The organism is Schaedlerella arabinosiphila, from assembly GCF_003885045.1.
Lineage (GTDB): Bacteria > Bacillota > Clostridia > Lachnospirales > Lachnospiraceae > Schaedlerella > Schaedlerella arabinosiphila.
In genome coordinates, this window is sequence record NZ_RHJS01000002.1 from 4,142,093 (window position 1) to 4,166,878 (window position 24,786).

Annotated in this window: 22 protein-coding genes and 1 pseudogene; 5 read left to right on the forward strand and 18 right to left on the reverse strand. The window is 40.2% G+C overall.

The features are described from left to right. Positions 1-307: 307 nt before the first annotated feature. A complete protein-coding gene (locus tag EBB54_RS19710) occupies positions 308-499 on the forward strand; it encodes a hypothetical protein (RefSeq protein WP_004074776.1) in 192 nt (63 codons plus the stop codon). 260 nt (positions 500-759) lie between these two features. On the opposite strand, the gene EBB54_RS19715 is transcribed toward EBB54_RS19710, so the two are convergent. The 6 genes from EBB54_RS19715 to EBB54_RS19740 form a co-directional block, all read right to left on the reverse strand. Beyond that, on the reverse strand, positions 760-1,191 hold the full coding sequence (locus tag EBB54_RS19715) for a hypothetical protein (RefSeq protein WP_125128643.1): 432 nt from the start codon (positions 1,189-1,191) through the stop codon (positions 760-762). 107 nt (positions 1,192-1,298) lie between these two features. Further along, positions 1,299-2,363 carry an ABC transporter permease gene (locus tag EBB54_RS19720; RefSeq protein ID WP_125128644.1) on the reverse strand — a complete coding sequence of 355 codons (1,065 nt, stop codon included), beginning with the start codon at positions 2,361-2,363 and terminating at the stop codon, positions 1,299-1,301. After that, positions 2,360-4,099: an RND family efflux transporter gene (locus EBB54_RS19725; RefSeq protein WP_125128645.1), complete on the reverse strand. Its 1,740-nt coding sequence runs from the start codon at positions 4,097-4,099 to the stop codon at positions 2,360-2,362. Before EBB54_RS19725 ends, EBB54_RS19720 begins: the two co-directional genes overlap by 4 nt. 1 nt (position 4,100) lies before the next feature. Beyond that, on the reverse strand, positions 4,101-4,922 hold the full coding sequence (locus tag EBB54_RS19730; protein WP_170178137.1) for a carbohydrate ABC transporter permease: 822 nt from the start codon (positions 4,920-4,922) through the stop codon (positions 4,101-4,103). A gap of 235 nt (positions 4,923-5,157) precedes the next feature. Further along, on the reverse strand, positions 5,158-6,009 hold the full coding sequence (locus EBB54_RS19735) for a carbohydrate ABC transporter permease (RefSeq protein ID WP_243127735.1): 852 nt from the start codon (positions 6,007-6,009) through the stop codon (positions 5,158-5,160). Positions 6,010-6,088: 79 nt separating this feature from the next. Then, complete coding sequence (locus EBB54_RS19740) at positions 6,089-8,332, reverse strand: ABC transporter substrate-binding protein (protein ID WP_125128648.1); 2,244 nt, start codon at positions 8,330-8,332, stop codon at positions 6,089-6,091. Between the two features lie 167 nt (positions 8,333-8,499). On the opposite strand from EBB54_RS19740, the gene EBB54_RS19745 reads away from it, so the two are divergent. From EBB54_RS19745 to EBB54_RS19760, 4 genes and pseudogenes are all read left to right on the forward strand, one after another. Beyond that, a complete protein-coding gene (locus EBB54_RS19745; RefSeq protein ID WP_125128649.1) occupies positions 8,500-9,186 on the forward strand; it encodes a response regulator transcription factor in 687 nt (228 codons plus the stop codon). 40 nt (positions 9,187-9,226) lie between these two features. Then, positions 9,227-10,591, forward strand: coding sequence for a sensor histidine kinase (locus EBB54_RS19750; protein ID WP_170178138.1), 1,365 nt, complete (start codon positions 9,227-9,229; stop codon positions 10,589-10,591). Positions 10,592-10,745: 154 nt separating this feature from the next. Continuing rightward, positions 10,746-11,302: pseudogene (locus tag EBB54_RS19755) on the forward strand (DUF3990 domain-containing protein). Beyond that, positions 11,268-11,942, forward strand: coding sequence for a helix-turn-helix transcriptional regulator (locus EBB54_RS19760; protein ID WP_125128651.1), 675 nt, complete (start codon positions 11,268-11,270; stop codon positions 11,940-11,942). Before EBB54_RS19755 ends, EBB54_RS19760 begins: the two are co-directional and overlap by 35 nt. A gap of 182 nt (positions 11,943-12,124) precedes the next feature. Here EBB54_RS19760 and EBB54_RS19765 read toward each other — a convergent pair whose 3' ends face one another. The 12 genes from EBB54_RS19765 to EBB54_RS19820 all read right to left on the reverse strand — a co-directional run bounded on the left by EBB54_RS19765 (position 12,125) and on the right by EBB54_RS19820 (position 24,501). After that, positions 12,125-12,331, reverse strand: a complete 207-nt coding sequence (locus EBB54_RS19765; RefSeq protein WP_125128652.1) for a hypothetical protein — start codon at positions 12,329-12,331, stop codon at positions 12,125-12,127. Positions 12,332-12,369: 38 nt separating this feature from the next. Next, positions 12,370-13,422 carry a glycosyltransferase gene (locus tag EBB54_RS19770; protein WP_125128653.1) on the reverse strand — a complete coding sequence of 351 codons (1,053 nt, stop codon included), beginning with the start codon at positions 13,420-13,422 and terminating at the stop codon, positions 12,370-12,372. Next, a complete protein-coding gene (locus tag EBB54_RS19775; protein ID WP_125128654.1) occupies positions 13,412-14,656 on the reverse strand; it encodes a hypothetical protein in 1,245 nt (414 codons plus the stop codon). The genes EBB54_RS19770 and EBB54_RS19775 overlap by 11 nt, the downstream gene beginning before the upstream one ends. A gap of 7 nt (positions 14,657-14,663) precedes the next feature. Further along, positions 14,664-15,335 (reverse strand): hypothetical protein, encoded by a 672-nt coding sequence (locus tag EBB54_RS19780; protein WP_125128655.1) that lies wholly within the window; start codon positions 15,333-15,335, stop codon positions 14,664-14,666. A gap of 17 nt (positions 15,336-15,352) precedes the next feature. Continuing rightward, complete coding sequence (locus tag EBB54_RS19785; RefSeq protein WP_205128758.1) at positions 15,353-16,186, reverse strand: SDR family NAD(P)-dependent oxidoreductase; 834 nt, start codon at positions 16,184-16,186, stop codon at positions 15,353-15,355. Between the two features lie 10 nt (positions 16,187-16,196). Next, a complete protein-coding gene (locus EBB54_RS19790) occupies positions 16,197-17,933 on the reverse strand; it encodes a thiamine pyrophosphate-binding protein (protein WP_125128657.1) in 1,737 nt (578 codons plus the stop codon). 20 nt (positions 17,934-17,953) lie between these two features. Further along, positions 17,954-19,426, reverse strand: a complete 1,473-nt coding sequence (locus EBB54_RS19795) for a lipopolysaccharide biosynthesis protein (protein WP_125128658.1) — start codon at positions 19,424-19,426, stop codon at positions 17,954-17,956. A gap of 23 nt (positions 19,427-19,449) precedes the next feature. After that, entirely contained in the window at positions 19,450-20,523 is a 1,074-nt protein-coding gene (locus tag EBB54_RS19800; RefSeq protein WP_125128659.1) for a polysaccharide pyruvyl transferase family protein, read from the reverse strand. An 8-nt stretch (positions 20,524-20,531) separates the two neighbouring features. Further along, entirely contained in the window at positions 20,532-21,608 is a 1,077-nt protein-coding gene (locus tag EBB54_RS19805; RefSeq protein ID WP_162307172.1) for a glycosyltransferase, read from the reverse strand. A 292-nt stretch (positions 21,609-21,900) separates the two neighbouring features. Next, positions 21,901-22,830, reverse strand: a complete 930-nt coding sequence (locus EBB54_RS19810; RefSeq protein WP_125128661.1) for a hypothetical protein — start codon at positions 22,828-22,830, stop codon at positions 21,901-21,903. 38 nt (positions 22,831-22,868) lie between these two features. Then, the gene (locus EBB54_RS19815; protein ID WP_243127737.1) at positions 22,869-23,645 is read right to left on the reverse strand and encodes a glycosyltransferase; all 777 of its coding nucleotides are present in this window, start codon (positions 23,643-23,645) and stop codon (positions 22,869-22,871) included. Then, complete coding sequence (locus EBB54_RS19820) at positions 23,620-24,501, reverse strand: hypothetical protein (RefSeq protein WP_148099383.1); 882 nt, start codon at positions 24,499-24,501, stop codon at positions 23,620-23,622. Before EBB54_RS19820 ends, EBB54_RS19815 begins: the two co-directional genes overlap by 26 nt. Positions 24,502-24,786: the final 285 nt, after the last annotated feature.

Genomic DNA, 24,786 nt, shown 5'->3' on the forward strand with positions numbered 1-24,786 from the left:
ATGAATTGTCGTGCACTCGCTGCACGGCATCCGGCCAATTCAGTGATGGGGCGGGTATCCAGCCCGTCTACACTCCGTTCCGGTCCGTCCTAAACAAGCGTCGCTGGCGCTTAGGACCGCCGTCAGGCGACTTTTCAATGGGCTGGGTGCGTTACAGTTCTCGGCCGGTCAGGCCGTGAACTGTAACCTATCAAAATCCTATGCGCTTTGATAATTGAATAAAGACTTTACACCCAAATTTCCTTTTGATATAATGGAGATATCTCATAGACAGTATTTTCATATTATATAGAAGGGAGGCGATTCTATGCCGAATACAGGGGAAATCATCAGAGATTCAATCCGTGATTTTTCAAGAGTGCAGCGGCGTATGCTTTTAGCAAGGGAAGAAAATGCTGAAAGAACATATGCCGACCTAAAGGAGGAATACATTGACTTAAAAGGTATACTTACTTCTTTAGGCGTGAATCTGACAGAACTTGACAGAATAAAAGAGTAACCATAAATCAGAGTGTAAAGTCTTTATTGAATCATCAAGGGCTTTACACTCTTTTTGATTCTTCAAATAAGCAACCGGGCAAGCCGAAAGCATCCACAAACCTAAAACAATATACTGGTGACGATATCGAGACAAGAGAGGAGTAGTCCAGAAGATTGAAAAGGTTTTCCATAATTAGTACGGCTACAGCTGTGGACTCCGTGTGAACCAATGTCAGTAACTTACTATTCACAGTTTTTATCCGACTAGAATCAGTCACTTCACATTTCTTTTTTGTATTTATACGCATAATAGGATTCCATCCCGTATCTTAAGATGAAAATCCCCATAAGAACCCCCGCGGGCCACAGCGGGCCATCCTTGTCTCCAAAGAAAGCAAGCGCGGCCGCGATAAGAAGCGCCCAGTGGATGTTGTCCGCACTCTTTGCCTTTGCCATGTTTCGGATCATAGCATTCCGCTCATCCTGATATTCGATTTTCTCCTTGTCAACCAAATCCGGAAATTCCTTTTCATAAGAAAGGCGGGCTATTCTGTTGATGCTGATCGGACACAGTAAGCAGCCCGCCATCCAAAGGACTCCGTATGCATTCCGCAGACTGCCTCCCTGGTCTACGGCCAGGGTCATCCCGGTGACACCCAGAATGAATCCGACAATGATACACATGATCCAAAAACCTTTTTTCTTTTTCATGAGTTCCCTCCTCATATCCTTATATGAATCTATTCCGCATAGGGAAAGCTTGCTTTACAAACAGTATATCACTTTCTCTCTGAATGTCAAGCACACTTTCCGACTTTTCAGCACAGCCTTGTCATTTTATTTTTTTTTACACATCCCGTATAATAAAACGAGATAATACACACCATTCCGCCAAAAATGTCAGCCCCGATCACCTGCTGCCAGGCACGGAAAAGCTCCTGCCATGCCGAAAATTCCTGATATGCGGCAAGTTCCCGGATCTGCTTTATTTTTTCCTGGAAAATACGGCTGAAGAAGTCGAAATCAGACCAGTATGAAGGCAGGTAGTCACTTCCGGGAGCCGCGAATCGGATTCCCAGCCACAATGTTCCTGCTGCCGCTGCAAGGCATACCGCAGCGATCCGTTTTTTATGCGTTCTCTTTCCCAAAACGATTCCCGCCAAAACAAAAATCCATGAGAATATTCCGAAATGAATCAGGCATGCCGTCATGTAATAAAGGTGTCCGTCTATCCTTTGGCCGCCGGCTCTTCCGAATAGGGTTTCCATCCGACTGATCGTCAGGTCGGAGGACTGCCCGCTCTCTTTTTTCCGAACGGCCGCGCCGTCAAAGCCGCTGTCCGCTCCGGCAGACGATGCACCGACCCCTGCCGGAATGACGCAGACTGGACGGCTTTCGCTTAGTATTCCGATGATTCGGCAGCATGTTCCGTTGATCCGGACTTCCATTCCCAATACATGTTCCGAGCCAAACAGCTTCCGGGCAGTGTCCCGATCCAGCAGGCACACATTGTCTTCTTTTTCCGTAAAATACCTTCCCGAAAGGAGCCCCTCCCCAAAAACTGCTCCGGGCTGGCCTTTGATCTGATAGCAGGAGACTTTCTGCTCACGCCCGTTCTGTTCGGACGAAATTGTAATTTCTTTCAGAGATTTCCAGAGAGCTGCCTGGGAAAACAGTTCATTTTCTTCGGTTTTTTCATTGGCATCCTGGTTCTTCAACTGCTCCCACACCGACGCTGACAGGGTTCCCCCGGGACAGCACAGAATGAGCATATCCGCATAGCCTTTCAGGGTATAAAGCCGCGGCACCGCAAACAGGTTTGCAAGGATAAGCAAAAGCAGCGTAAAGAGCATGTACCTTTGTTTTCGAAAATCAACGTTCATTCTTTGATCCGCACCCGGTCTCCTTCCTCCACGTATTTTTCCGATGAGACAATGATCTGGTCTGTCCCCTGCAGGGTGGATGTAACAGCAGCCTTCTGCGCATCCTTTTCCAGTACGGTCACCGGAATCCTCCTTGCGGTCTGCACCCTTCCCAGCATATTTTTTTCTTCTGAAAGGATCAGGCAGTATGCCCCTGTGGAATCCTCCCGCAGCGCCGTGAGCGGGATGAGCTGTTCGTATTCCTGATCTGAGGAGGAATTGACGTTCCATGTAAATGCATTTCCATTTTCCGCCGCAGTGTTCTCCGGCAGGCGGGCATACCAGCAGAATTGAAGAGACTGGGAAGAAGAACCGCTCTCCCCCGCTCCGTTTCCCGAACCTGCCGCCCGCTCTGCGGCGATGGACTCAATCCGCACCGTTTTCTTCTTTCCTGCCCCCAGACGAATCTCTGCTTCCGCTCCGGCCTTTAACTTTTCCTTATCTTTTGCGTCCGCATAACCTTTCAGTTTCCAGCCCCCGCTTCCTGTCACCATCACTTCTGCGCCTGTTGTAAACGTGCCTGTCTGCACACTGGACATCAATACCGTACATTCCTGCTCCGCACAGATCTTCCCGCCGGCGTTCTGATAAGCGGTCAGCTCCTCCAGGGCCCGCCTTGCCGTATCTGCCTGCACATTCAGGGACTGAGCACCTAACTGCGCGGACTGCACCGCATTGGCTTCATTGGTGCTCTGTGCAGAATCTTCCTTCTGGGCAAATGTATAATCTGTTTGAGCCTGGGCGACTGCCTGCCGGGCAGCTTCCACATCCGCCTGGGCCTGTTGAAGCGCTGCTTTCAGCTCCTGCTCCCGGGAGGACAGGTTGCTGGAATCATCCGGAAATATGGCGCCGGGATCATCGTCGGAAGTGCCGGGCTGGTCACCGTCGGTTGCACCGCCGGGAGTATCACCGCCGGGGTGGCCGCCGGATGTATCGTCGGAATTACCGGGGTGGTTGCTGCCAGATGTATCGTCGGAATTACCGGGACGGTCGCTGCCAGATGTATCGTCGGAATTACCGGGGCGGTCGCTACCAGATGATCCCCCGGAAGTTCCGGGCTGATCACCGCCTGGCGTTCCTCCGGAAGTTCCAGGCTGACTGCCGGACACATCTCCAAAACTTCCCGTCTGTCCTCCCTCTGCCCCGTTATCGGATCGGCCGCTGATCGTTCCTGACCGCCCGCTGGACAGCCCGGTCCATGCGCTGCCGCCGAACTGTTCATACTCCTCCTGGGCCTTTGCTTCCTTCTCCTGGGCCTCCTGAAGCTTTTCCTTCGCATCCTTCAAGTTCTGCAGCGCCCTCTCCGCCGTCGGCACCCGTGCCGTTCCCCTGGCGGATATCTGTTGCTGCTGTATTTGGATTTCCAACTGTGCCAGCTCTGCCTGTTTGTTCTGGATCGCACGCTGCAGATGTTCCATACGGAATTGGATCAGGCAGTCCCCGGCTTTTACTGTACTCCCCGTCTCCGCTGCCCACTCCACCTGCTGATCCGCCCAGAGAAATATAGTCTTTTCCCGAACCGACACTACGGTTCCACTTCCGCCGCAGGAATACGACAGTTTTCCCCGGCCCGGTTTTTCCACCTGAACCTGGGCCACCAGTACCGACGCCGCTGCTCTGGAAAGCACGGTGCAAACTGACATAATGATCAGAAATCCCGCAAGTACCCGCGCCCTCCGTTTCGTTTTTCTGTCCAAACTACCAATCCTCCCGGTTCTTTGATTTTACCGCCCGCCCCATTCCAGAAGCTACAATTCCCTGTTCCAGATTTTCCTGTCCTGCAAAAAATAAAAGCACTGCCGGAAGCAATGTGACGATGGATGCCGCAAATGCAGACGCCATTTCTGCCTGGATCATCCGGGGCAGATACAGCGACAAAGGCCACAGCGCTTCTGTTTTCAAATAGGTCATGGGCTGTTCGATGGCGTTCCAGTATTCCAGAAATCCCAGAATCAGGATGGAAAAGATCCCCGGCATCCCAAGGGGAATCCCGATATCCAGAAAGATCCGCACATTTCCCGCGCCGTCAAGCCTGGCCGCTTCCAGCACCTCTTTCGGAAGCCCCGCAAATGTTTTCTGCAGGATGAACACCGGCAGCGTGGAAAAAATCCCCGGCAGTATGACCGCCCAATGGGTATCCAGAAGATGCGCCCCGCTTAGAACCAGATAGCCCGACACCATAGTGACCTGAAATGGCAGGATCATCAGAAGCATGTACAGAAACCAGAGCATTTTTTTCCCCGGAAACCGGAATTGCGCAAATGCCCATGCCGCCGGGACCGCCGCCAGCAACTGCCCTGCCAGCACCCCGACGGTCTGAAGCATGGCATTCCAGAATGCGGTAAAATATTCCGGCGAATCCAGCAGCAGGCGGACATAAGCCCTCAGTGTGGGATAATTGGGGAACAACCGGAATCCGGCCCGTTCCCCCTGGCCCGCAAGCACGGCTCCGCAGGTCTCTATCAGTTCCCGGCGTCCCATCAGGGAATCCGCGCACAGCATCAGCAGCGGCAGCACCATGATCGCCGCAAATACACATAATATGATCCGAACCGCCCATTTCCCGGCCCTGTTCTTTCTTTTTCCTGATAAATCCGGCCACTTCTCTTTCAAATGATCTCTCCTGTTTTTCTAATCGCCCTTTTACGCTCTGCGGTCTCTGGCCGAAACTATTTTCCAGTTTTCTAATTGCCCTTTGACGCTTTGCGTTCTCTGGTCGAAACTATTTCCAGCATTTTACCCTGACCGAAGCATATCAGTCCTCCCCATCCCCGCTTTTCCGGAATGCGAGAAGCACCGTCCCTGTCCCCATCACCAGCATCACCGCCGCCGCAGTCATTTTCTGGATATCCAGGTTGACGAACCAGTTGTTGAACAAATGCTGCAGCATATAAATGCTTTCATGGGGGTATTCGCCGGCCAGCAGGTATGCCTCCCGGAACGCCCGGAATGCGTTGACAAATGAGAGCAGTGCGGTTACGAACAGCGTTTCCTTCAGCTGGGGCAGTGTAATGTATCGAAAGCAATCCCATGCCCCGGCGCCCTGAACCCGGGCGGCCTCGTACTGTTCCTCCGGGATCGCCCCCAGCCCGGCCAGCCAGAGGATCATGTCGTATCCCAGATTTTTCCAGATGTAGCAGGCGGACAGCACCCAGAACGCCCGCCCGGAGGTGAGCCAGTCCTGCCCGGCCAGCCCCATTTCCCCCAGAAGGAGGTTCAGCCATCCCTTCCCGTCAAACAGCATCCTGAAAAAGACTGCCACAGATGCCGCCGGAATCGCCATGGGCAGAAGAAATCCGGTTTTGACCCATCTTTGAAAATGAATCACCTGCCGGACGAGAACCGCTGTCCCCAAAGATAAGGCCAGCAGGATGGGAAGGCAGACCAGCATAAACCTGGCCGTATTGCCTGCCGCCCGGCGAAACGCCTCATTGGCCAGAACCAGGCGGTAATTTTCCAATCCCACGAAACCGCTCCCCACGGCCTGTAAAAATGACCTGCGGAACACATCCAGAAACGGAATCAGAACAAATCCGGCCGTTCCCAGGAGACTGGGAAGCAGGAAAAGATACCCGCACCCCGCTTCCCTGAACTCCCGCTGTGACATCCTGTTTTTATTCCCTATCTTGATTCTATTCCCTGTCTTGATTCTATTCCCTGTCTTGATTCTATTCCCTGTCTTGTTTCTATTCCGCAAGATAGGTATCCACCTTCCGGGCGATATTTTTTGCTGCCGTTTTTGCATCAACCGCGCCTTCCAGATATTGGTCTGCTTCCTCCTGATACAGGTTCCAGATGATCCGCTCTTGTTTCGCCGGCCTGGTCAGTGTACCGCACATCTGAATGAACGCTCCCACTTCCTCCGCCGTCGGGAATCCCGCTTCCAGTTCAATCTTTTCCCCGCCAAAATCCCAACTGGACATCATATAATAGTTGGCCGCATAGTCGCTTTCAGCCTCCCTCTTTTTATCCTGCAGCGCTGCTTCCAGAACCGGGAAACCATCGTCCAGCTGTGCGGACTGCACCTCCTGAGAGAAAAGGTATTTTACAAATTCCTCTGCAATTTCCATCTGGGCCGTATTCTGGTTGATGCCCACCACGCCCCTTGGCTGGTAGAATCCCTGAACGGATTCCGGCGTCAGATTTTCCTGCCGCATCACCGTATAGGGGAGCATCATGTCCGCAAGACAGGCAATGTCGGTGGTGGTTGCCCCTTCCGGATGCTTGATCAGAGTTGAGAACCCCGAGTTGATAAATGGATTTTTTACATAATCTTCCTCGTCTTCTCTCCCGTCTTCTTCAAACAGCGATGCCTTTGCGTTTACCGTAATCTTTCCTGCCAGTTCCAGAAGGGACGCCAGCTTTTCCTGATCGACTTTTCCGTCCGCAGTGAAAATGTCATCCTGATACAGCTGGAACAGAAAATCGCGGATATAGTCTTTGTCTGCCAGGCCAAATACACTTGCCTGTGGATCTTGTTCCAGAAACGCTTTCAGGCTGTCCAGTGAGGCCAGCGCCTTTTTCACATCTTCATTTCCAAACAGGATGGGAGCCGTGAATTTGATCGGTATGCCGTAGATCTTCCCCTCCTTTGACGCGGTATTTTTCAATATCTCCTCCAGATAGGTGTCGGATTCCATGATGGCCTCCGCCGTTTCCGACAAATCCGCCAAAATCCCTTTTTCCATATATGCGTCCATGGGGAGTCCGTCCAGAAGAAGCACATCCGCGCCTTTTCCTCCAAGCAGCTCCGTATTCAGCGTTCGGATATCGTCTGACGTAATTTCCCCGTACTGTTTTCCGGAAGTGATAAATTCTACCTTTACATCCGGGCGGCTTTTCTGGAAGCCGATAGCCGCCTCACGAACCGTATCGCTGTCCGACAGCCCGAATACCTGCAGCGTATGCTCCGGAACTGCAATAGCCTCCGGGTCAAATACATATCGCTTCAGGCTGTAGGTGCCTGCTTTTTCCTGATAATACAGCACATAAAAATCATCCTCATTTCCGCGGACGGCTCCCATCACAGTGTTCACGGTAGAGCCCATGGCTCCCAGGCCGCCGTCCATGATCACCTCCTGGGCATCATTTCCCACAGTAAGGCGGGTGATCCCTTCCTCCGAAATGATATACCAGTGTTCATCGTCACTGCACATACATGCCTGCCCTTTCTTTTTCACCGAAAGGGTCCCCTGGGGCTGACGGTTCTCTTCATAGACCGTGTAGATATTGTCTTCCGTATTCACCGCCACAGTACCATTTCCGGAGAATATGAGACGGTTCATCATGGAAAAATTCTGGACAGTGGCGATTTCCTCCAGCATTTCCAGTGTTTCTTTGTCAATCACGGCCGCTGCTGCCTGATACGGTATCTGCAGCCAGTAATTTCCTGCGCCGTCCACCGTAAATCCGGTCACAATAGGAAATCCCATCCCGGTGTCCTGCGACAGATAAGGGATCTGCAGTTCCTCCCCGCTTTCTCCCTCCCCGCCTCGGGCAATGTGGGTCATCCCGTCGTCAGACATTCCCCGTATATACTGCACGCCGCCGGCGGTTTCCTGTACCTCCATAGGAACGGCATTCTGCGCCGTAAATATCTGGCCCAGCCAGTCCAGGGAGGTCTGGTTCCATTTTTTTCCGTCATATTCATACCGGTTCACCTGGGCATTATTGACGCTGGAAAACAGGATGGGGGCGCCTTCCTTTGTCTGGCCAAGGCTGAGCACCTCTTCGCCGTCTCCAAGGGGAAGCTCCATGTCCTCCTCTATGTAGCGGCCTTTGGCGGACGCGGTGCCGGAATCCCCGCTGCTGTCCGCGCCGCTGCTTTTGGAGCAGCCGGGCAGAGAGGAAATGGTCAGTGCGAGAAGTAATACGGACGCCAGAAAGCGGCCCCGTTTCTTTTTCTTTATGGGTGAAATTTTTTGAGTCATTGGGTTTTCTCTCCTTTTATGTTCGTTCGTGCACTAAAATCAGTATATATGGAATTTCTCAAAAAAACTTTGAAAAGATGCGGAAATTTTTTAAGGTTTTTTTGAGAAATGTCTGGTATACTGTATTTCATATGACAGATACAAACATGTTTTAACGGAGAAATCAGATGCATATTTTAATCATAGAAGACGACCGGGAATTGTGTGACGCGCTCTGTCTGCAGCTAAATGCCAGAAACCACACGGCGGACTGCTGCCATACCGGGAGCGAGGCGCTCTATTGTGCCATGAAGGACGCCTACGACCTGATCCTCTTGGACCGGATGCTGCCGGAAATCGACGGCCTGTCCATCCTGCGTTCCATCCGCCAGAACCACATCACGGTACCGGTCATCGTGACCACTGCGCTGGATACCATCAACGACCGGATCGACGGCCTGGACTGCGGGGCCGACGACTACCTTGTAAAACCCTATGCCATTGAGGAGCTTCTGGCACGCATCCGCGCGCTTTCCAGACGGCCCCAGGCATTTTCGGAACATCAGAGCCTTTCCTATCTGGATATCCGATTTGATCCGGACAACCGCCTCTTAACCTGCGGCATGGAGGAGCGTCAGCTTTCCCGGCGCGAATCACTGCTTCTGGAATTTTTCCTGCGCAACCCGGAAAAAACGCTGATCCGGGAGCAGATTTTCTCCCGGGTATGGGGACCGGACGGCGCGGTGGAGGATGGTAACCTGGATACTTATATTTATTTTCTCAGAAAGCATCTGCGCGCCATGGGGAGCCGCGCCGTGATCGCTACGGTGCATGGGCTGGGGTATCGGATGGAAGGGGCTGCTGGTCACGCCTGAGCAGGGTGTGAAAACTGGAAGGAGCGGTAACGTGAACGTGATGTTTCCGAAATTGGAAAAGAAATTTGTGATTCTTTATACTTTGAGCACCGGGCTGATCCTGACTTTGATACTTGCGGTCGCTTTTCTGTCCTATCTCGCCTCACAGAACAGCCGCCAAAACTCTATGTTCCAGGATCAGCTTTTTACACTCATGTCCCGTCTGCAGACCGACTCTATATTCTCCGATTCTTATCTGGCTCAGTTAGAACATAAAAACCATCTCGCTATTTATATAGAAGAAAATGGTTCGCCTTTCTTCTTTCCCGGCTCCTACCAGACACGCACGGAACGAGAGAAATTATTCGATCGCGCGGAAAATCTGGCTGCCGAGGAGGGGATTTTTCCAAATTCGCATCCCATTTCGTCAAATCTGCTGCAAAGCTCACTGCTGGAAATCCGTGGGGATGAAGGAGACTTATATCTGGGAAATATTCTGATCATCCAGACCGCCAACGGATATAAGAAGCTGATCCTGCTCCAGGATATTTCCGGAAGCCAGATGCAGAGCATAAAAACGCTGATTTTTTATCTTGGGATTGACTGCATTGGGATACTGCTTCTTTTCCTGACAGGGCGCTGGTTTGTCCGCCGTTCCTTGAAGCCGCTGGAGGAAACTTACGAAAAGCAGCAGGATTTTGTTGCCGCGGCTTCCCATGAGCTGCGCTCCCCCCTGGCGGTTATCCAGAGTACAGCCGACGCCATCGCGGACGCCCCGGAGGAACAGGTGCGTCTCCTGGACGTGATCCGAAAAGAGTGCCGGAGGGGAAGCTCGCTTGTAAAAAATCTTCTGCTTCTGGCCGCGGCAGATCAGAAGCAATGGGCGGTGAAGAAGATGTATTTTGAAATGGATGAAATGCTGCTAAGTCTGTTGGAGGTGTATGAGCCGCTCTGCGTGTCGAGAAACGGAAAGCTTCTGCTGGAGCTGCCTGATGAGTCGATGCCGAAGGTGTATGCTGATCCGGCATTGTGCCGGCAGATTTTTACGATATTGCTGGATAATGCGGTGGCGTATGGGCTGGGGGATGGCGGAAACAGGGAGCAAAGCGTGGCTGTGAGGGATGCGGAAACAGACATTGGGCGCAAAGCAGTCGTGAAATGCGGAGATGGCAGAAGGATCGTACTGCGAGCAAAGTATCTGCATCCTCATGTTGAGGTGTCTGTGATTGATCATGGCCCTGGGATTCCAGATGGGGAGAAGCGGTTGATTTTTGACCGGTTTTACAGGCAGGATCAGTCCCGCAGGCAGAAGGAGCATTTCGGGCTGGGGTTGTCTGTTGCGGCGAAGCTGGCGGAGATACAGGGGGTTGAGCTGGATGTGAGGGATACGGAGGGCGGAGGGAGTACGTTTCGGGTTACGATATAGCAGAGATACTGGTCACACGGTGTCGTGCAGCAAATACATGGCACCATGTGACTAGTAACTATTTATCACTTCGGTGATATGGCCGTCTCAAAACCCATTGGCTCCTTATCACTTTGGCGATACAATTACAGCAATAAGAAGGGAAGTCGGGAAAATGGACAAGCGAATTACAATATACCATGGTTCAGAAAAAAATATAGAACAGCCGGACTTCGGAAAAGGAAAGAATAATAACGATTTTGGTCCTGGATTTTATTGTACTGCAAATGAGGAACTTGCAAAAGAATGGGCGGTATCCTCCTTGAATGATGGTTTTTCTAAACGCTATACGTTGGATACCGAATACCTGAACATTTTGCCTTTGACTTGATCACAGGTTACCGTGCGGACGATTCCTATTTTGATTACGCAGAGTCATTTCTTAACAACGGCATTACGGTTGAGCAGCTCGCATGCACTATGCGGCTTAGAAAGTTGAGAGAACAAATAGTTATTAAATCAAAGTTTGCCTTTTCCAAACTGAAATACGAAGGCTTTGATGTTGCCGAAAAAGGCCAATACTATATTCTGCGCAAAACCAGAGATGAAGAAGCCAATCAGATTTATCTGAAAATGCTTGAAGAAGAGAGTGATGGACTGTACATTCAGGATATTATGAGAGGAGGTATTAAAAACGATGACCTACGCATACCAGGAAATATATCTGAGTAAGGCACAATCGGTACTTGGTGATGTCTTTGATTATGCCGTCAATATTTGCGGTATTTCCGGAAATGACTTCGTGAAACTGTTTATTGTAAGTTCTGTAAGAAAACGAATGGAAAATGGTGAACCCTCCTGTCTTGCAGGTAAAAGCGGTATTGAAATTGTCCGGGAAATTGTTGAAGAAACCAAAGGACAAAAACTTCAAATAAAGCCAAAAGATCGTTTTAAACGCTCCAGGGAATACCGGATTGGTTGGGCTGCCTCCTATTATCAATGGTATTCCGGCAGGAAGTACCATGACATTTTTAAAGCTATTTCTTTTGAGGATTTGCAAAAAATGTACTACACTCTCCACGAAGCAGATATAACAAAATTTGTTGACATTGTGGACTCAAAAATAAAGGAGCATTTTCCTGAAACTAATTTGAAGCGTATTCGTACAGCATATGGCTTTACTCAGGTAGAGTTAGCGGAATGTTCCGGTGTCAGCCTTCGTTCGATTCAGATGTATGAACAGCGAAATAAAAACATCAACAAAGCAAGTGTAGATACGGTGTATAGCCTTGCTAAGGTTTTTGGCTGTACAATGGAAGATTTAATCAAAATTTATGTAAGTGTCTCAAAAGGTTCACATTCTAATCGGTGAGTTTCCTTATTCCAGACGGATTCTCGCTGTTAGGATTGCTTATGATAATCAGCAAGCATACATGCTATCTTCCAGAATCTCGTCATGAACTCTATTGATAAGCTATTCCCTGGTGATTTGCGATAATAATAATTGCGTTTCATGAACTCCCGATAAATTTGAGCCGGATTATTCCGGCTCTTTTAGCACGTATCCAAGTTCCAATATATCTGCAATTCTTTTACAAGCCATACCATCACCATATGGATTCGAAGCATGAGCCTTGGATTGTAGGAGGTACTGTCATCCAGCAGTTCTGTAAAGGAAGAATAGATTACATCCTCATCCGCACAAACAAGCCTTGGTATTCCGACTTCAGTTCCTTCCGTCCTTTCCGTTGTATCATACATGACAAGAACCGACTTTCCGTGCTCTAAAGAAACTATTTCTAAAAAATATATATTTGTTGTATTTTATAGCTTATAAAAAATAAAATAGTATCCACAAATACCTTAATAGCAACCTCTGGTATATATTTTAACTGTATGGAAATCGCTAAAACAAGTACAGCACTCATTGTCATTTGGAGTATTACCAGCATCATATACTTCACATACGATATCCTCTTTTTTTCTTTACTATCGAAAACAAAAATATAATTTATGAGATAATTATATAAGGACGATACAATACGAGCAAGGGCCGTAGAACAAGGGATTACCCATAGGCTATTCCATTTCCCCCAGATTGAGTATAATACTCCAAATAATACAATATCCAAAACGCTTGATGATAATGATGAAAAAACATACCGCAGGAACACAGTGCCAAGCACCTTATAAATTCGCAATGAATCTAGAAAGGGATTAAAATGTGTAGCTATGTTATTATTCTCATAAACTGTTTCAATTGGAATCTCTATAATCGGTACATCATATCTTTGTGACTCTATCAGCATATTCATTTCAAACTCGTAGCGCTCACCTTTAGTTTCTATCAAACATTTCATAAATTCGACCGGAATACCTCTTAGGCCAGTCTGTGTATCTAAAAGGTCCAAACCTATAAAATATTTACATAATCGACTTGTTAATTTATTTCCAATTTTACTTTTCCACGGAATGTCCTCTCCATCAAATGTTCTACATCCCATAATTAATGAATTTTTATTATTTAACAAGGCATATGCACAATTTAAAATATCGTCTATTGTATGCTGTCCATCTGCATCAGCCGTAACACAACCGACAATCATTGGGAAGTTCTCTAAAATGTAATCAAATCCTGTCTTTAATGCTGCACCTTTTCCACGATTAAAGGAGTGCGTCAAAACGACACATTCCGTGGATAGCTTTGAAAAAAGACATTCATAATCATTCCCACTGCCATCATCTACGACAATAAGTTTCACCTTCTTATTGCCGCAGAGGCTGTTACATAATTTGAAAATCACTCTGTCTGGCTTGTATGCAGGAATAAGTATAGCTATTTCATCTTGCATGTTCAAATTTCCTTCCCTCTAGTTTAATCAGAGTGTCAAACTTGAAATCATCACCAAAAAAATCATAAAACAATTCTTCTGTATCAGAATAAGAATTTGCAATATAAGCATACCCACAATGATTTTTGCTAATTAAATCAGATAAGGTTTCCATATTTAATTCACCAATATAATCAACTGTTGAAATTGGAGAAACCTCATAATGCAATAAACAAAATCGAAAAGTATCATCTGAACCTGAAGATTGTTTTTCACAGATTACTACTCTTGCATTATTAGGATCATCTACTTTTTTTATCTGTTCAACCATATCCTTTATCTCGGCACTATATTTTTTTCTTTGTTCAGCCGGTACTTCATAGTAACTTTTTACAAAATTGTTGTTAAAAGAAAATACAAATACCATAGGAATATTAACTAATAAAAGCGTAATAAACCCTATTATAAAAAAATTATGATAGGGACTAGACCAATGTTTTATGTTAAGCGAATTTCTATTTTGGAGTGCAACCCCATATACACACATGATCATTCCGCATATTGCTGGCTCATAATAATGTGATGTCATATTTTGAAGATGTGCTAGGCGTTCTGGTGAAAGTTCTCTATAAAACATAAAAAGATAACTCCACAATAAAATTAAAGCATATAGCAGATTTACCACAACTGAAAATCTCCATACCGTTTTTACTCCATCTACATTATTTTTTGACATTAAAAAGCATAATATATATGCAAATAGGATAAAAGCAAATGGAGAAAGGTTAAGTCCATTCCATTTAAGTTCAGGATAGAAACTTGAACAATTCATTTCTTTTAAAAAAATAATTTTCAAAAATAAGGGGATGATATATATATGGTCTTTAATATGTTGAACTTGGTCTGAAAATGACATTCCAAAACTATTTGCCATTTCTTGAGTGAGATATGTTGATCGGTTATAGACATTGCAATATATATTCCAACTTCCTGTAATAACAACAATAATTGTAGCAAATACACCTCCCAACTTTAATTTTAAACGTCTAGCCTCTATTACTCCTAATTTTTGTTTATCTATTTTAAAGAAAACCAAATAAAATATTAATGCAAATATTGCCCATAAAAATCCTATCGATTTCTGAAGGCATATAACTCCCAATATCAATCCAAACTGTATCCTGTAGAAGAAATTGTCAGGATGAGACTTCATGTTCAACACACTCACAAGAGCTGCTCCATATGCAAATGCCATAGTTCGATCAGGTTTCTAATCCGATGCCAAACCTTGTAAATGCCGATCCAAAAGAAATCAACAATATAATAGAAACAATAACTGATATTATATTTGAGGGCATCTTTTTTATTATCGGCACTAAAAAGCCAATTGAAAAAATCATTTGTCCCGTATATAATAAGGATTCTCGAAAAGATTCTCCCCCCAATCTCTCAAACCAATATTCCATTAACAGGTTTCCCATCGGATAATCACCAAAATAATTACATATATTCGTATAAGGTTTTCCATATCCATTTTGATAAAATAATGATTTCACTTGTGCCGCCCAAAACTTAAAATCATCCCATCCAGCAATATATCTATTTCGCATGAAAAAACATACGAATACAATCGTAACGACTAACACAATAAGTGTTCTATTATTAAATGAATCAACAATTCCGTCTAAATGTAAAATACCAAAATCTTTCCCTCTTTTTTGTTTTAATAAGAAGTGTCCAATGAGCAATCCTAACATAATTAATACAAATATTAAATCAATCATGTATAATTTATTGAAAAATGCTAGCAGATGTAGTATAAGACAAATTCCACATAAATTTGTTGGCACAGTTTCGAATACTTCTACTTTAAAATAACTTGTTTCAAAAACAGTTAAAATTATAAGTGTCCCAAGTGCTATAACCAAAGACATCTTTTATCCCCCTCTTATCAAAAATAAGAACTGATATATTCTCCTGCATCACAAGCAATTACTTCTCCTGAAATACATTTAGATGCATCACTAATCAAAAAATTTGCAACTTCTGCAACCTCCTCTGGTAAAAAATATCTTTTTGAAGCAAGCCGGTCTTCAAAAAGGTTATCTCTATTAATTTGAGTCATTTCCGATACTGTGATTCCCGGAGCAATGCCATTTACTCTAATTCCACTTGTATAAAATCTCCGTGATAGTCCCTTTACCAATGAGTTAATGCTAGCCTTGGTTAATCCATATGGGATATCATCGCATTGGAACCCCCTCTCCGATGAGACAAATAATATACAATATTCCTTCTCCGGTTTTCTCTTCTCTATAAAAGATTTTGCCAAAAAGTATGCTCCTTTCAGGTTTGTATCAAATTGTTGGTTAAATCCATCTATCGTTACATGCATAATGTCCTTCTCATGAAAACTAATCCCTGCATTACATACCAAAACATCAATATCTCCGTTCAATTTTTCTTTAGCTTGAGCAATAAATTCATCACTGTTATATACGTTACTAATATCAAATGGAAGCGCTTCTGCCCGATTTTCAAGTCTTTCCAAAGCCTTTTGAATTTTTTCTTTATTTCGTCCATTAATCAATACTTTTGCACCATTCTGTATGCATTTCTTTGCGATTTCGAATCCTATCCCTGTGCTTGATCCTGTTACAAGCACATTTTTTCCTTTAAGAAGATTAGCATTATTTACAGAACTTATATTTACATCTACAGTTACATTTGGAATGCCTTTAATAATCCATCTTAATACCCTCTTTATATATTTTGTTTGCTTCATTATCTGCCTCTCATTTTCGAATTATTGACCGTATTTTTTGAATATTACTTGGGCCTAATGTATCTTTTACAATTTGTTTCATTGAAACATTATGAATAATGTTTCGAATTGTTTTAAGTGCATCACTCTCGTCTTTTGGATTTGTAAATACTTCAAACACAATAGATTGTTCACATTGTTCATCTGTAAAGACATTTATCTGCTTTTTCAAATCCAATTTATTGTCAGCGGATAAATATAGGAAACCAAGATCCTCTACATAATGTCTTACAAACTGTCTTGAACAATTTCCATAATGTCCCTTTGCAGCAATATAATTGTCAGTCGCATTCCCAAACATTGATCCCGGATGGCTATAATGTTTAAATTCTGTACCACATCCATTATTGATGAGTAATATTCTGATATTCCTTCCCAAATGACGATTTCCCAAAGAGTTCATATCATAAAAAAAAGCCAAATCACCGATAAAAAGAAAATGAAGAATATTTGGTTTTACAATAGATCCACCAAGAAATGTGGACATTCCCCCATCAATTCCAAATCCTCCAACATTGCAAAATACTTGTACATGTGACGGTAATTCAAAAAAATTCCAAGCTCTTAAAGAGTTAAGAATTCCAAAGTAAACATAACATGAGTCTGGAATAAACTCCGACATATACTTTGCAACCTCAATATTGGAAAACGGCAGTTCCGCAATCTGACTACTAATCTGCTCGCGCAAATTTTTCCATCTTAGAATCTCCGAATTATTATCAGCAGTATAATTATGTTCTTTAGCAATATTAATGTATTTTTCAAAAAAAGTTATTTCAGGCATTTCAAAAACAATTTCCACATTATGAAACCGATCTTTTATATTGCCCGATGGATCAACTCTCCATGATTTTTTTGTATCGACCATATAATAATCACCGGTAATGCCTCCTAAATCAATGATTAAGTCGAAACTAATTGCTTCTTTTTTTATTTGCTCTTGGGACGTGATAAGTGCTCCTAACACACTATATTTTCCTCTAAAATTTGATGTATGATCTGTAATTACTACAGCATTATAATAGGAACAAAATTCGTCTATTGCATTTATACATTCTGTCGAAAAAATGGTGTGTTCACCAATAAATATCGCTATTCTAGATTCTTTTATTTCTGGCAAATCATCTATAACAAAGAGTCTTTTTATAACTCTCACATTTGGTAAGGTTTTAGCGGAAAAGTCATAACTGAATGCATCTATCAAATTAATATGTACTGGTCCCTTATCATGATGTGTCAACTCAAGAATTCCTTTATTAATAAGATAATTTGCTTTCCATAAATCAATATCATTCTTGACCTCTGGAATCTCAACATACATTTTTACTGTATCATTAGGTGCAACGGTTCGATCAATGACTTGTGGCATCAGATTATCATAGACCGCCTCAACTAGTGAAAATGTAATTACCAAAATTGGAAGGTTTCTGTAGTATGCCTCCGTTAACGCAGGAAAATAATTTCTCGAAGCTGTAGCTCCCGTACATGTAATCGCAATCAATTCGTTTGATTCTTCCGCCATACCGCATGCTATGTAAGCTGCTGATCTTTCGTCAGCCGATGAGTAAATTTCAAACCATTTATCTTGCTGAATGCTGGCAACAAACATCACATTTGTAGTTCCTGGAGAAACCACAATTTTTCTGATTCCATGCTTCTTCAGCAGAGCTATTAACATTAAAATATTTTCTTTAACAGAATAATCCATACAAACTCCTCCCTTGACTATTAAGCTTCTAAATTCCTCTTACTCCGCATTTTGTTAATATTGATAATTGTGTTTTGTAAAAACTTTCTTTTGATTATAGCTAATATAATGAACGACAACAATAATATATATCTAATCCAAAAATAATTATATGAAATTAGTAAAGCAATGGAAATTAAAATAAAAACAGTTGATATTATAACAATTACTCTCAGATCGTATACTTTAATCTCTCCCATATTGTCGTTTACTACTTTTCTCATAAAAAAATAATGCATTAGAGCATAAATCATATAACATATCAGTGTAGTATATCCTGCTGCATAATAACCATAAATGTCAATAAAAAAATAGTTAAGCACAATATTAGTTAACGCCCCTGTTACTGTTGCTATCGTTATATAATGCGGCTTTTCAAAATAAAATTCAAACAATGCGAAAAAAGAATATAGAAACATAAAAAAAACACTCATAGTTACAGGGGGAACCACCCAAATTGCATTATAATAACTATTAGGAGCAAAAAATTTGATTATTTCAGGCGCAAATGCAATGAGTGAAATATTGACCGCCGCAATAAGAATTAATGAAGGATACATTACTCTCTTAATATTCTCTGCTTTATTCTCCTTTAGTTTCTGATAAAGCCACGGTTCAATCGTCTGCAAAAGTGAATTATTAAATAGCATCATTATCATTGAAACTGAATATGCCAAGCTATAGATACCTGCAGATGAATCATCTACAAGCTTTTGAATCATTATTCTATCACTGCTGTTCAACACTACCTGTGATAAGTAATGTGGAATAAGAGGGATGCAAAAGGTCAATGCATATTTCCAGTTCTTTCTCGAAAAAAAAACTTTTCCTTTTGTGATTTGATTAATGAATAAAGCGCCATATAAAATCACTTCAATAATTGCCGTTGCAAGAAGTTTAGCGGTCACTTTGTCTGTAGAAATCTTTACCAATACTATTCCAAGTGTAGGATTCAATATAGAAGCGATAACAGTAATACAGACTAGCCTTTTGTACTGCAATTCAATTCGTTTTTCAACAGCCCAAAAATTAAATGAAGAAGTTGTCCATATAATAATCATCATTAAAAGCATTTGAGACGTTTTTATAGACAATATTTGGTTCCAATATTGCCTAAAAATAGTATAAATTAATCCCCATCCCAAAACTAAAACAAATGCCAATCCTTGCATAGATGAAGCAAATATACGTCGTTCCTTTCCTTCATGTTTCACCAGCCCTTGCGCATACATTCCTCCATATAAGTTTAACACAACAATACAATTAATAATACTCTGCCATGAAAGCAAGACATTGTACTGGCCATACTCTGTTGTCGTAAGCAACCTAGTATAAACAGGCATTGTAAACACTGAAATTCCTTTTTGCATAAAGGCACACATCAAAAACCATATTGATGCCTTTAACTGTATTGGTAATTTTTTATATTTTTTTAGCAATAAGGAGGCTTTCATCCTATGATTTTACCCTTCTGTAATTAATTAGAAATTTCAAATATAAAGTCTTTAATAAATTGTTTTGAATCTTCAACAAATTTATTAAACATTACATTTTTTTCTTTAAATTCATAGATAGGAAACTTATTCAAATCATCTTTTATCACTTTATTTCCTACTTTTTCTAACAAAAAAAGAGATCTTTCAGGAGAATTACTATTGGGAATATGTATTAATTTTTTTTCAAAAATAATGCTAAACGCAACCGCATGGAATGAATTAGTACAAATTGCCTCTGCATTTCTTACAAGGTACAAAAACTCTGTAGGCCCTATATTATTTAACTGTTTAATTTCACAATGATGTATTCCTCGTGTTGGATGTATTTCATATATTTCCAAATTGTTTTCTTGAGAATACTTTTTTCCGTATTCATATAATAATTTATTATCTTCAAGTAAATATAAAAGGACATACTTTTTTTGAATTGTCATTCTGCATTCTATTTCTTCCCAATCGTTCGGAGGCAATAAAAAAACCGGATCACATACGACTTGTACATCAGGTATATATTCTTTAATAAGTTTTCTGCCAGTTTCTTCCCTGACTGAAACAGACAAAAATTCAGATAGATACTTTTTTACATTTCTCCTTTGAATTTCAGACAATTCTTTCGTTCCTAAACTTGCCGCATAAGAAATCTTTGTAATATCCATCCCAGCTCCAAAGTATATTTCACTTTCACTTGCTATCTTTTCATTCCAAATCTGATCACTTCCACATATTAAAACATCATATGGTTTAAGAAATTTTATCAGATCATCTCTCTCAGAAAATTCTTTCATTAAAATCAGATTTTTTTTAAATTCTTCGAATTTTTCTGCTTGTTTATATCGTTTCAAATACGAAATCATATTGTATATTCTACGTTTAATTGATATACCTTTTAAAAATGGATTGATTGAATATCCCTGTTTTAAATAAGACGGGAAATATGGAATAATATTTACAGTATTTCCTAATAATTCCAAATGCCTTTTTAGGGCATATGCTTGCAGCATAGCACCATAATTATGTGCAAAATAGAATGTAAGTATTGCAATTTGTTTCTTCATAAAACATCCTAATATCCTTTCGTGCTTTCCTTATATATGGAATCAATTATAGAAAACATTTCTCCTATATTTTTGCATACTATTCCTTTATGATAATTTCTTATTTTCTCACCCTGTGCACCTAAGTCAAAACAAATAATTGTTATATCAAAGGCCATTAATTCTGAAACGACATATGAAAATGTCTCTGGCCACAAAGATGGAAATATAATAACATTTACTTTCTCATTTATTAAAACATTTCTTAAATCATCTCGATTATAAGTCCCTAGCTTTTTTACTTTTTTTCCTTTATCAAATATATAATGTAATTTATTACTTCCAATTAATCGTATATCAATTTGATTTCCATATCGACCAATTATTTTTTTTACAACAATATTTCCTTTGCTTCCATTTGTAATGCTTCCTATGAACCCTATACACATTTGGGATTGATTCATTTTTAGTTTCTGATCAGTCTTTATATATGATGTATCATGCGGAACAACCGAAATATTATTTATATCTTTATATATTTTCTTAATCAGTTCTTTTGAAGAAAAAGAAAAGCAACGTATTTCATCTACATTTACTAAAAGTTTTTTCCATATGTGACGCCATTTTCGTATATCCACTTTTTTATTTCTATAATCCATCTGCAAATTACAATTTGAACAATTCAATTCGCAATATTTTCCATTAAAAAACAAATTATGCAAAGGACATATACAATCATAATCATGAACAAAATATCTAATAGTGCACTCAGGATTTTGCTTTTTATAATTAATAATATTGTCTATAATACTTTCTATGCAACTAAATCCTACCATAGAATTTATGATAATTTCATCAAAATTAAGATCCCAAATTTTTTTAATATCACTTACTTTAATAATTTTTTTGTCACCGTTAGACTCTATCTGGAAAAACGCATCTTGCATAAACATATATCCAAGTCTTCTAAGAATCAAAATATTGTTTCCAAGTCCTACAAAAGAATCCTCAAACTGCTGCGTGCCTCCCCCTAAATTGTGTGTTACAAAAAGTGTCTGTTGACAATTATTTTTTTTTATTATCTGAACATTATTTTGTAATTTCATTTTGAAATTGTATTCTGTTTCTAATTTAGTTTTTATAACCATTCTTTTAATATCACGTATTATATGAAAAGCTATATTATGTACTGCACTCATTGTTAATCATTACCCCAATTTTATTCTTAACAAATCACAACATACTACTTTTACTATGCACCGACTTAGCTGGCAACCTGCTCTATCTCTATAAAGTACTATTACTAGTATAGGCTAAAAAGTATAATATTTTTGTGGTAATTTATATTTTTGCTTATGTAGTTAATCAATCAAAAATTATTTTATCAGTCCGAATATATCATATATTTTTTAACCAATTTTCAAAAATATATTTTTCTTTTTCTTTTGAATCAATCATTTTTGTCTTTTTATTCATAAAATCATCTATTTCATCTAAGTTTATTCTCTTATAATCGATAAAAAGTGTATTTTCCTTAAGCAGATTATATATTTCCAATTCTTTAATCTTTATATTATTTGTAAGATATTTTTTATTAAAGAAGAGTGCCTCTAAAGCTCTCAGTGTAACACATTCTGATGGCTCTTCTATCATATCAATTATAACTTTAGCTGATAAAAGCATATTAAAAATATATTTTTCATAATCCACAAATTTTTTGCACCCCAATTTGCCATGGTAATCTAATATTTTAATATTAACAGAATATTTTTTACAAACCATATCGTTAAATTCCGAAATACCATTCCCTCTATTTTTATCACGCCCCAAGTAAACAAAATCCGTAAAAACGTTTTGTTCTAAATTCAATTTTGCTGGCAGCTTATACATTGTAGTTTTAAAATATATATTATATTTATTAGCATCTGTTTGATTATAACTGTATATATTTTTTCCAAACAAAGATTTAATGTAATCTATTTCTAAATATCTTTCTTTAATATATTTAATGCTATTCATATAATAAAACACAATTCTACAATTAGGATTTACATTCGAAATAATTTTTTCTAATCCCGGAAAATATGCATAATCAGAAATTACAATAGTATCAAATTTCCTTATTTCCTTTTTCCATTCGCCTAAAAGTATTTTCGGAATTTTCAAGTTCATCTTTTTTAAAACATGTGCCACAAAAAAGCCTAAACGATAGTGTGTAAATATCTGGTCACATCTATACTGTCTATTCTTGCAATATCGATAAAAATATAAGTCTTTTTTAAACACCAAAAAACAACGTTTTTTTTCTTTTTGAAAATCTGTTTTCATTTTATGAGTTTTCCTTACTTTCCTCAAAATCCTTTTTCCTATGTGCGTAATTCACCTGTAATTTTTGAATTGTAATCTTTATAACCTTTTATCATTAAGCAACATCTTTCTCTACGATTATCCAGGAATATAATTCTAAAAAAATTTATAAATGATGCGTCAATTAATAGTCGAATTCGAATTCTTAGAGGAGTATACTCTCTATGAAGCAAATAAAGACTATCTCTTGTTCTATAATAAGATCGGTTCAAATTATTTTTGCGCATTGAAATTCCCAGTATTTTCTTTTCGCCTATTCCAACCGAGTGTCTATAACTTACGTAATCGGTAAGGCAACATAACATTCCACCTTTTTTTAATCTCCAACACAAATCCCAGTCTGCACCATCAAGAAACAAATCTTCATTCCAATATCCTACACTTTTCAGTTTACCGTACTCACACAACATCGAGGATGTAATCAAATCGGTTACCGAATAACAATATTTATTTAACCGCCTTTTTATATGAGGAATTTCATATGTATTATTACTAGTATTATAATAAATCGGTCCTATACATCCTAAATTACTATATTTTCTTTTTGTAAACTCATATATTTTCACTAATTTTCTTATATGCTCATCAGAAATTTTCGAATCCTGGTCAAAAAATATAATATAGTCATCAAGATTAAATCTATAGTTACTATTTTTTAAATAATAGTTAAAAGCCTTTGCAATTCCACTATTGTATCCCATAGAATGATATATAATATTCATCCCTGTAAACATATTACTATTGTCTTGTTTACTGTTGTCTACTACAAAGGTCATATCTGCCTGACTGGCTATTGATGCAATATTTTCTACGTTTTCGCTGTGAGGATAATAGACTGTTATAATTGCAATAATTTTTTGCATACCCCGGTGCCCCTTTTATGTTTATTAATAGAACAATACTTATCATCTGCGTCGTATCAAAGCAATATGGATTAAAGAAAGTATATAAAAGATATATAATATACAACCCCAAAATATTATTTCCATATTTTTTACATAATGACAATGTTATATAATAAAATAGACCAATCCCTATTGCACCTATCTGGTAAAAAATATAAAATGTCTGCATTTCATAATAGTTAGCATTTGCAAGGCGTCCTAATAAGACATTAGCTTCTACCTCACTTGCTATACCTTTACCAAATAATAAGTTTGTATCCAGCAACATTTTTATTTGTCTGATTTTCAATGCATTACCTGTATCTGTTTTTCTACCCATTTCTAAAAATGCATAATAAGAAAAAATAGAAAGCAATATTACAAGTACTATTAAAACCATAACCTTCCACGGTTGTATACGCTTAGGGTCGATAGAAAGCAAAAAATATCCGGCTAAAAATACTACTACACCTAATAGGAATGAAAAATTGCCAGCAGTACATACTCCTAGCAAAAGAATTATATTGCAAATATCAATTTTTTTAGTTTTATAAAATCGTATAACAAATGCAAAAACAAGCAATGCATTACCATATAATTGTACTCTTGGTAAGAATCCATATACAAAATATGCGTCTCCATAATTATTTATCTGTGCCCACTGTCTAAAAGGAATATATGTCCCTTCTATAACCATTTTTATTGCAATTGAAATAATATAAACACTTTTTGCAACAGATAATATCATGAATATTGAATACTCCAAGTCAAACCGTTTTCTTTGTAATAAAAAACACAGCGGTATTACAAAAAGAATCAAATAAAAACGTAATATTCTGCTGATATCCTGTCCATTTATAATTGAGTATATACTGCTGATACTTATGTAAAGAAGATATGCAACTCCCGTTTTTAACAATTTTCCTTCCAGAGAATAGTATATAACTTGTCTAATGTTAAAAATCATATACAATCCAAAAAACACGACAATTAATGAAGAAAGCTTTTTGTACGGCACCTGAAAATATATAGA